Raw genomic sequence first — 9,008 nt, 5'->3', positions numbered from 1 at the left:
TGGCGTGAGCATCCGTATTCTGCGCTTTATGGTTGAGAAAATAAAACTCTCCACCTTGTGCTAAGGATACTATTGCTTGGCTTAATTGGTTAATTAATTTTTGTTGTTGTGTTGCACGGGTTAATTGTGGTGGAAAACTGAGTGCATATTGGCCAAATTGATGACCAACGACGGTTTGTTTTATCAATTGACCATTAACGTCTTGACGTGATTGTTGATCCGCTTGTGGATAAGTAAAAATTTCACCGAGTAAGCGTTGTTGATGCCATACCCGAATAATCTGGGTTTCATTTAAGCTGTTTTGTTGACCATCATCAGATGACGTTTCTCCCTCTACTCTCTGCTTTTCGATTGTGATGAGTTCAAATTTAAGGTTAAGAGGCTTAAGACTGGTGAATATTTGCTGTAGAAATACATTTGTTGTCATCATTTCCATACTAGATGATTTACTTATGTCACTTAACGTCTGGGCAATATTCCAGGGCGCAATATCGATATTGGCAGTTTGGCTATCTAAAAATTGTTGTAATAACTGCGGCGTTAAGCGATGAGAGGCCAGCTGAGCTTGAGCTGTATTGGTATATCCTTGACGATGGGCTTGCTGCTGTTGCAGAAAATGGATTGATTCAACCGCTGCTACCTGTTGTTCTTTAGCGCGAGTTTGATAGGCGAGCCAGGCTTGTTTTCTGCAGTATTCTTTGGGTTGTTTAATTAAGTATTTGGCAATACTGATATCAATATTCGTATTTTGGGTAGGCTCAGTATCTTGATGCTTGTTTGTGGTTTCTGTTCGTTGTGGTAACACACAATCTTGTTGATTAAACTGCAGGGTAAAGTGTTGCTGCGATAACGCTTGATCTATGCTGGCTTGGGCACCATGCAATTTTGATTTTTCGATGACTGGCCATTGTGCACGTTTTATGGTCTCTAAACGTTGTCCTAATTGGTTATAAGGCGGAGCAAGGTAGGGTAATTGGTCAATGAGATATAAGGTTTGTGGTGCGCTAACGACTGCATTAAGTTCATCAGCAAGGTGAAGTTGGCACCATAATAAGCCTTGTCTATTGATGCTGTTATTGGCAAAAGGGCGATAGTATTGAATTCTGTCGTTAATATTATTTAACGCCAGTGTATTTTTTTCAAATGTAACCGCTTGTTGCTCTACAGACTGAAAAGAAACAAGCGTCTGTTGTGCTAAATCTGGTTGATATTGTAAGCACTGTTCGATGAACAGTGCTAAAGGATTAGCCACAGCATGTGTTGTGGCTAAAAGATTAAAAAATAGGGTTGCTACAAAAATGCTTTTTAGCATAAGCCACACGTTCCTCAACTGACATTGCTGAGCTATTCATCGCTTCAACATGCTTAAGTCGAGGTAAGATCCCTCTTCCATTGGCAATTTGAATTGTTAAACCGGGGCGGGCATTCAATTCGAGTAACAATGGGCCTTTGTTTTTATCTAGCACCATGTCAGTGCCTAAATAGCCTAATTCACACATTTCATAAGCACTAGATGCCGTGTGAAGTAAGGTTTCCCAATGAGGAACGACTATGTTCGACAGCGGGAAGTGGGTATCTGGGTGTTTATCAACAGGCACGTCAAATTGCACCGCGTGTAAACTGTTACCGGTAGCAATGTCTAAACCAACACCGACAGCGCCTTGGTGCAAGTTTGCTTTACCGTCAGACGCCGCCGTCGATAATCGCAACATTCCCATGACAGGAAAACCTTTAAATACAATTAAGCGGATGTCAGGGACACCCTCATAACTTAACCCTTCAAAGACCGGATCAAATTCAATTAATCCTTCGACAATCGCCACATCAGGCTTACCACCAAGTGAAAATAAACCACTTAAAATATTAGATACATGGCGGTAAATTTCATTCTGAGTCACTTCGTGGCCATTGGGTTTATAATAACAACCATTGCTCACCCTAGTGATCACCATAATACCTTTGCCACCAGAACCTTTGGCAGGTTTTATCACAAAACCACTGCGGTCAAGGACCATTGCTGGTATTTCTTGGATTTTATGTTGCTGATGAACAACCCCAATTAAATCGGGAACAGCAATGCCATTAGCAAGCGCAAGTTGTTTAGTTATTAGCTTGTCATCAACGCGTTTATAAAACTTACGCTGATTATAACGACCAATATAGCTAATATTGCGCCTGTTCATGTTGAGTACACCGCTACGGCTCAATTCCCAGGGCCAGGCGTACTTCATTATTGTTCTCCAACTAATGGTCTAAAGCGTTTTAACTCAGTTAAACGGTAACCTGTGTACTGTCCCATTACTAATACCAACGCTAAGATCACTAAATGGATCCCTAAGAAGTTGAATACCCAATGCTGAACTAATTGGTTGTCCATAGCTAAGTAAGCCAATGTCGCCACAAATAAGCTACCACCACCAGAAACAAAGACTTTTTTAGGGCCTTCTTCTTCCCAAAGAATCGACATACGTTCAATGGTCCAAGCCAGAATGATCATCGGGAAGAACGTAATGGTTAAGCCTTCACTTAAGCCTAATTTGAATGAGATTAAGGTAAATAAGCCGATAATAAAAATAACCACAATAATAACCGCCGATATTCGGGATATGAGCAGTAAGTTAAGTGTCGACAGATAGGAGCGGATCATTAAACCAAAGGCAACAATCAGTAAAAAACCAATTAAGCCAGTGAGTAGGGTCGTTTGAATAAATGCCAAGGCGATCAATACCGGCATAAATGTACCCGATGTTTTGATGCCTACAATCACTCGCAAGAACACGACAACTAATACTCCAATGGGTATTAATAAAATGCCTTTAAATGTGCTTTGTTCTTCAAGTGGTAACTGATACAGGGAGAAATCCATGGCATCGTCATTCATCATCATGTCGATAGATGTCGCTAATGCTGAACGAGTATCTTGTAGCATGGAGAAGTTAACTAATGAATTAGTACCTCCCATGACATCAAGTACTGGGTGACCTGCGTATTCCCATAATACTAAGGTATTATCACGGCCTTTCTTGTTGTTGGGTACATCAAAAAGCTCCCATTGACCGTCATTATAGACTTGAACATATGATGTCAGTTGTTGGCGACGGCGTTGATCTTCAAGTTGTAAACCGTTCACTATGCGTGCCGGTACACCTTTAGAGTGCAACATGTGGACAAACAAATTGGTTGAAGTGTTAGCCGATAGTAGCAAGGCCATATTTTGGCTTTGGTTATTATCATTAATCAAATTCATTAATTGCTGAGCAAATGACAAATTCGTTGCACTACGAGCCCATACTTCTTCAATTATTTGGTCGGCTGCTGATTTCTCAGTTGCAGGCCATAAATAGGGTTCAGGTGTTACAGGTTCCTGGTCTGCTTCGATAGTGAGTTTACCGGTTGGAACCAAAGTTACGCGATAATATAGTGCTTGTGAGCCTGTCGCTTCACGAATCGACCATATTGCCCGACGATTATTGGCATCGGCTGAAATGTTTAAGCCATAACCTGGCGATGATGCGTTTTCAACTAAAATATCAAATGCAGGATCGTCAGGTAATGAAAAATTGACTTCAGCAGGTTCATTGTTGCCATTGAAACTAATTTTAGCGTCCACGGCCCAACTTTGAACCTGTTCACCAGGTAAAAAAGGCACATTGTGTTCAATACCACGGTATATGCTGGTACTGATCCCGATGATAAATAGCAGCGCAACGAATATGTAAAACGGTTTACGAGAATGCATTACGGATCCTACTTAATTAACGTGGTAATTTGGTTTTTGTCTTTACCATGAATGTAGATTTGACCTACATCAACAATGGCAATATCTTTCATAAACTTGCGACCGAGTAACAAAGGATAATCAAGATGGCTTCGATCCGTTAAATTTAAATCAGTTTCGGCGGCATATTTACCTATTTTCAAATGGGCATGAATAACCGGACGACGATCATCATCTGAATCTGCATCTTGTTTAATACGAACAAAGCGCTCTACTTTAAATTCAAAGGTATTTTCTGGTTGATCTGCATTATTAGTGACGACGCCGAAACGAACCCATTGAACGCCTTCGCGTTCAAATAACACGATATTGCGCGCATCCAAAGATGATGACTCGGCACCGGTATCAATGCGGGTGGCAAACTTTGCTTTTAACTCATCAATAAAAACACTTTCGACTTCGCCAAGGAGAAATTTTTCACCAATAAGACTTTCAGGGCATTGTAGTGGCACTGAAACCGGTTTGGAGACTGGAGGTTGAACTATTACCGTTTTTGGTTTCTGACTCATTGCAGTGCTGACTTGCGTCTTTAACTTTCTGACTTCATCAGAAAGCGCACTAATGTCGGCAATGTGCTGACTGCTTTGTGAATGTATAGCATCAATAATGACGGTTTGCGAAACTTGCAAACTGCTATTCAAATCAGCATTGGTTAGCGGAGGTGTTATTGGTTTTTGAGTAGTTGTACAACCCGATATGAGGGCCGCTACAACGGATAGAGCAATTACCTGCTTTAACATGTCAATTCCTGTTGAATAGTATTATTTACACTAAATCGTGATTCGGTTGGTTCTTTGTTGCAATGATGATGGCTCTCTTGGGAGCGGGATAACCTTCTACAGTTAAACTGACATCATTTGGATCGAGATAATCAACTAGAGATTCATTTTTCATCCATTGGGTACTACGTTGTTCTGCAAGCGAGGTGATATCGATGTCAACGCATCTAATATCAATAAACTCGCATTTTTTTAACCATAGCATTAAGGCTGCAACAGATGGTATAAACCAAACGTTGTTCATTTTGCCGTATCTATCTTGTGGAACCAATACCGCGTTTTCGTCGCCATCTATTACCAGTGTTTCAAGTACCAGTTCACCACCAATTCTTAATTGGTCTCGTAATTGTAGTAAATGATCGATTGGTGAGCGACGATGATAAAGCACTCCCATTGAAAATACGGTATCAAAGGCATCTAAAGCTGGTAACTCTTCGATACCAAGAGGCAATAAGTGCACTGGGTGTTGATTACCCGCAATGCGTTTTATTGCTTCAAACTGGCATAAAAATAACGGTGACGGATCAATGCCCACAACACGCGTTGCCCCAGCCCCTAACATGCGCCACATGTGATAACCACTGCCACAACCGACATCTAATACGGTGCGATTTTTTAAAGGCGAAATATAATCTTTAACCCGATCCCATTTCCAATCGCTGCGCCATTCGGTATCAATTTGAATACCATGAACGGAAAATGGACCTTTACGCCATGGTTGAAAAACGGCCAACAAATTAGTTAGTTTTTCGGCTTGTCCCGAGCTGAGTTGCTCTCCGGTTCCAATGGTCACACTACTGCTAAAATCTATATTATCGGGTTGCGGATAATGTAATTTATTGAGCACTTTTTCCCATTTGGGTAAGTTACCGTGTTTATGATCTCTCTGCCATTTACCTAAAATTGCCGGTAATGTTTCTAACCAGTGTTGTAGGTTAGAATCGGCAATGTCTTTATAAAAAGAGCTGAAATTGATCATTTAATCGCTACCATAGATGCAAAGTTAAAACATTGAAACCAAACTGAGAAGTGACTAAAGCCGTTTTCGGTTAAGCGTTGTTGATGAACATTTAAGCTGTCTGGACGCATCACGTTTTCTAACGCACTGCGCTTTTGACTGATTTCGAGCTCACTATACCCATTTGCGCGCTTAAAATCTAAATGCTGTTCATCTAATAACTGTTGTATATGATTATCTTCAAAGAATAGCTTTTCCGAAATGACTAATATTCCGCCCGGAAGCATGCCATCGTAAATACGTTTTATTAAAGCATCGCGATCATGAATAGGCAAAAATTGTAGGGTAAAGTTTAGCACCACCATCGACGCATTTTGAATGTCAATTTCTCTGATATCGGCACACAGTAAATTAACTTTGATGTCGCTGACATATGCCGCAAGGTTTTCATTACAACGGTCAATCATCGACTGGCTGTTATCGACAGCGTAGATCTGGCATTGACGACCTTCAATTTGACGACGAATACTTAAGGTTGCAGAGCCTAACGAACTGCCGAGATCATATATATTGCTGCTAGGTGTGACAAATCGATGAGCAAAATCGCCAATAGTATTGATGATTTGGGCATAACCAGGAACAGAGCGGCGTATCATGTCATTAAATACACCTGCAACACGTTGATCAAATTGAAAATCAGTGATTTTATCTGTCACATGAGCGTATATCTTATCTTGTTGGGAGTTCATGAGTTGCAATGTGAAAAAATGATAGCAGTATTTTAACTAATCATGATGAACGGCAGCAAGTATTCTACTGCTAATTTGTACGTTTTTTTTGATATATTTAACGATATAATAGGTAGCTAAGGTTCTGAATGCTTATTAATGCTGATAATATGTACAAAGAGCTAAAAAATTAATTTCTATTCATAAATTTAGCACGACACAAGATAGATTAATGATATTATTTAACCTTGTTACAAAAAAGCAACAAAAATATACGCCATATCGTTTTTGTGTATTTGTGTATTTGTAACCAACATTAGCAATATTTTTCATTTGCGACATGTATTGATAATGATATTAACAAGGTCTTTTGGTCGCCTCATATCGGGATCGTCATCGGTTAAAATGCCATCTTCACCTTGGTCTTGTGTGTTGATGCACAGCACACAGCTATGGATGTTAATCAAGCTTGTTAATCAATTGGCAACATGGACAAGTAATGCCTGATAAGTCTCATATTGACTCCATTTTGGATTTATTGCTTGAGTTGTTGGTTGTTATAACAAGTGAAAGTATTAGGGAAAAAACTTGAAATTTATACCTTGGATATTCGCAATAGTATTTGCGTTAGCATTATCACCTGCGCAAGCAATGCATTCAGATAAAGTCGATACTTCAGTACCATTGGTGATAGTGATGGGTGAAGATACTTATCCATTTGAATATTTAAATGAAAACGGTACTCCTTCAGGTATTTTGGTTGATTTATGGCGTGAGTGGTCTGTCATTACTGATACCAAGGTGCAATTTGTATCGCGACACTGGCAGCAGTCCCTTGATCAACTTGAACAGCGACAGGCCGATATTCACATCGGCATGTCTAAAAATAGTGCGCGTCTCAAAAAATTTGATTTTGCCAAGCCATTCACCTCAGTAAATTCCTACTTATTCGTTCATAAATCTCTCAATAGTAAAAAACAAATTAGTGACTTAGTGCCTTATCAAATAGGTGTTGTGACAGGATCATCCCATGAGGCAACATTATCAGTGCTAGAGCCAAAGCTGAGCTTTAAGCATTATCAAAATCGTGAACAATTATTACAAGCTGCCGTGAATGGAGAGTTGTTTGTTTTTGCTGGTATGGAAGGCTATCAACGTAATTTGACCTTAGAGCAAGATATCGCGGCGAATTTTTATAGTTCGTCACGTATTCCTATTGAAAAAATCAATATATCACCTGCAGTAGCCAAAGGTGATCAAGACCTTATTAATAAAATTAATCATGGTTTTGAATTAATACCGCCTAACGTTATCCAACAAATAGAGCGTCGTTGGTTAGGCTATCATCGACAAACATCGGGTGTCATTATTGCGATGCAAAACGGCGTTGAACCTTATGTCGATATTGGTACCGACGGTTTGCCACATGGCATGTTGGTAGATTTATGGAAATTATGGTCAGAAAAAACCGGTATTAATGTTGATTTTGTGGCTGGTGACATGAACAGCAGTATTGATGACGTTAAACGTGGTGTTGCTGATGTCCATATTGGTTATCCTGAAAGCAAAGATATGCGCACAGGTTTGAAACAAGCTTGGCATATTATTTCAGTCAAAAGTCGTTTTTTTAGTGCTAACTTAAGCATCAATAACATTGAAGATATTGCGATGCGAATCGGTGTATTTCCAACGGCACCTTATATTAGTGAGATGAAAAAAGCGTTTCCCAAAGCTCAGTTACGTTTTTATGATTCATTAGACAGCATGGTAAAAGCGGCTCAGAATAAAGAGATCAGTGGTTTTGTGTCTTCTGCAGCTATGGCATCGCATTACTTGCTGGCAAATAAACTGTGGGCAGAATTTCGTCAATATACGGATATCGAATTTTCCACCGATATGTATGTCTTAACCCGGATTGATGACAGCGGTCTAGCGGACCGAATTCAAGCCGGTTTTAATCTAATTTCTGTCGAAGAACAAATGCAAATAGAGCGTAAGTGGTTAATTAATCCCGATGATCGTTTTTTTGCCAATTCTGCCCATAACATTAAATTGACGACCCAGCAAAAGCAATATATCAGTAGCTTAGGAGCCATTAAAATGGGTTACCTAAAAAACTGGGCGCCGATGGAATTTCAAGGGAGAAATGGGGAATTTTTAGGGATTAATGCAGACATTAAAAATTTATTAGTCAAACAACTTAATTTAACGATTATCCCTGTGCCTTACGATGATTTTCGCCAAATGATAGATGATCTTATTAAAGGCGATATTCATCTTGTTGCCAGTATGGCCAAAACCCCTGAACGTGCAAGTAAACTGGCATTTTCATTAGTCTATTGGCCATCTCCTTGGGCGATAGTCACTTCTTTAACTCAACCTCCCATTTTTAATATTTCACAAGTAACCGGAAAACGCTTAGCGGTTGTCGAGGGGTATCAGATTGTCGATCAGTTGCGTCAGCAATATCCGGGAATAACATTAGTGTTTGTTGCAGATACTAAACAGGGGATGGCAGCCGTGCTTAATGGGTCGGCGGATATGTTTATTGAGCAGGTGGCATCATTAGCGACAACCTTAAAAAGCGGCCAATATCCCAGTTTAAAAATGTCGTTATTAGCTGAGCTTACCGAGCAACATAGCCACATTGGTTTATTTCCAGGGGTTAAAAATTTGGTGCCTTTAATTGATAGGGTTCTTGCCACTATTGATGAAACCGAACAACAAAATATGTATCAAAAATGGGTATCGTTAGATCTCAACAG

General features: G+C 39.8%; 7 protein-coding genes. 1 reads left to right on the top strand and 6 read right to left on the bottom strand.

Going from position 1 to position 9,008, the window contains the following annotated elements; genetic code table 11:
* The 6 genes from H5185_RS19535 to cmoA all read right to left on the bottom strand — a co-directional run.
* On the bottom strand, positions 1-1,312 hold a 1,312-nt coding region (locus H5185_RS19535; RefSeq protein WP_182742925.1), incomplete at its 3' end, for a hypothetical protein.
* Positions 1,275-2,231: an alpha-L-glutamate ligase-like protein gene (locus tag H5185_RS19530; protein WP_124018178.1), complete on the bottom strand. Its 957-nt coding sequence runs from the start codon at positions 2,229-2,231 to the stop codon at positions 1,275-1,277. The genes H5185_RS19535 and H5185_RS19530, both read right to left, overlap by 38 nt.
* Complete coding sequence (locus tag H5185_RS19525; protein ID WP_124018179.1) at positions 2,231-3,739, bottom strand: inactive transglutaminase family protein; 1,509 nt, start codon at positions 3,737-3,739, stop codon at positions 2,231-2,233. The genes H5185_RS19530 and H5185_RS19525 overlap by 1 nt, the downstream gene beginning before the upstream one ends.
* Before the next feature lie 8 nt (positions 3,740-3,747).
* Positions 3,748-4,518, bottom strand: a complete 771-nt coding sequence (locus H5185_RS19520; RefSeq protein WP_182698564.1) for an ATP-dependent zinc protease — start codon at positions 4,516-4,518, stop codon at positions 3,748-3,750.
* 25 nt (positions 4,519-4,543) lie between these two features.
* Positions 4,544-5,536 carry a tRNA 5-methoxyuridine(34)/uridine 5-oxyacetic acid(34) synthase CmoB gene (cmoB, locus tag H5185_RS19515; RefSeq protein WP_182723674.1) on the bottom strand — a complete coding sequence of 331 codons (993 nt, stop codon included), beginning with the start codon at positions 5,534-5,536 and terminating at the stop codon, positions 4,544-4,546.
* Positions 5,533-6,264, bottom strand: a complete 732-nt coding sequence (gene cmoA / locus H5185_RS19510; RefSeq protein ID WP_124018182.1) for a carboxy-S-adenosyl-L-methionine synthase CmoA — start codon at positions 6,262-6,264, stop codon at positions 5,533-5,535. Before cmoA ends, cmoB begins: the two co-directional genes overlap by 4 nt.
* Positions 6,265-6,831: 567 nt before the next feature.
* On the opposite strand from cmoA, the gene H5185_RS19505 reads away from it, so the two are divergent.
* Positions 6,832-9,008: transporter substrate-binding domain-containing protein (locus H5185_RS19505; protein ID WP_182742924.1), on the top strand; the 2,177-nt coding region annotated here is incomplete at its 3' end.

It is taken from the genome of Shewanella sp. SG44-6 (assembly GCF_014164185.1).
Taxonomy (GTDB): Bacteria; Pseudomonadota; Gammaproteobacteria; order Enterobacterales; family Shewanellaceae; genus Shewanella; species Shewanella vesiculosa.
Note: the sequence above shows the minus strand (reverse complement) of the source record. Positions and strands in the feature narration are given on the sequence as shown.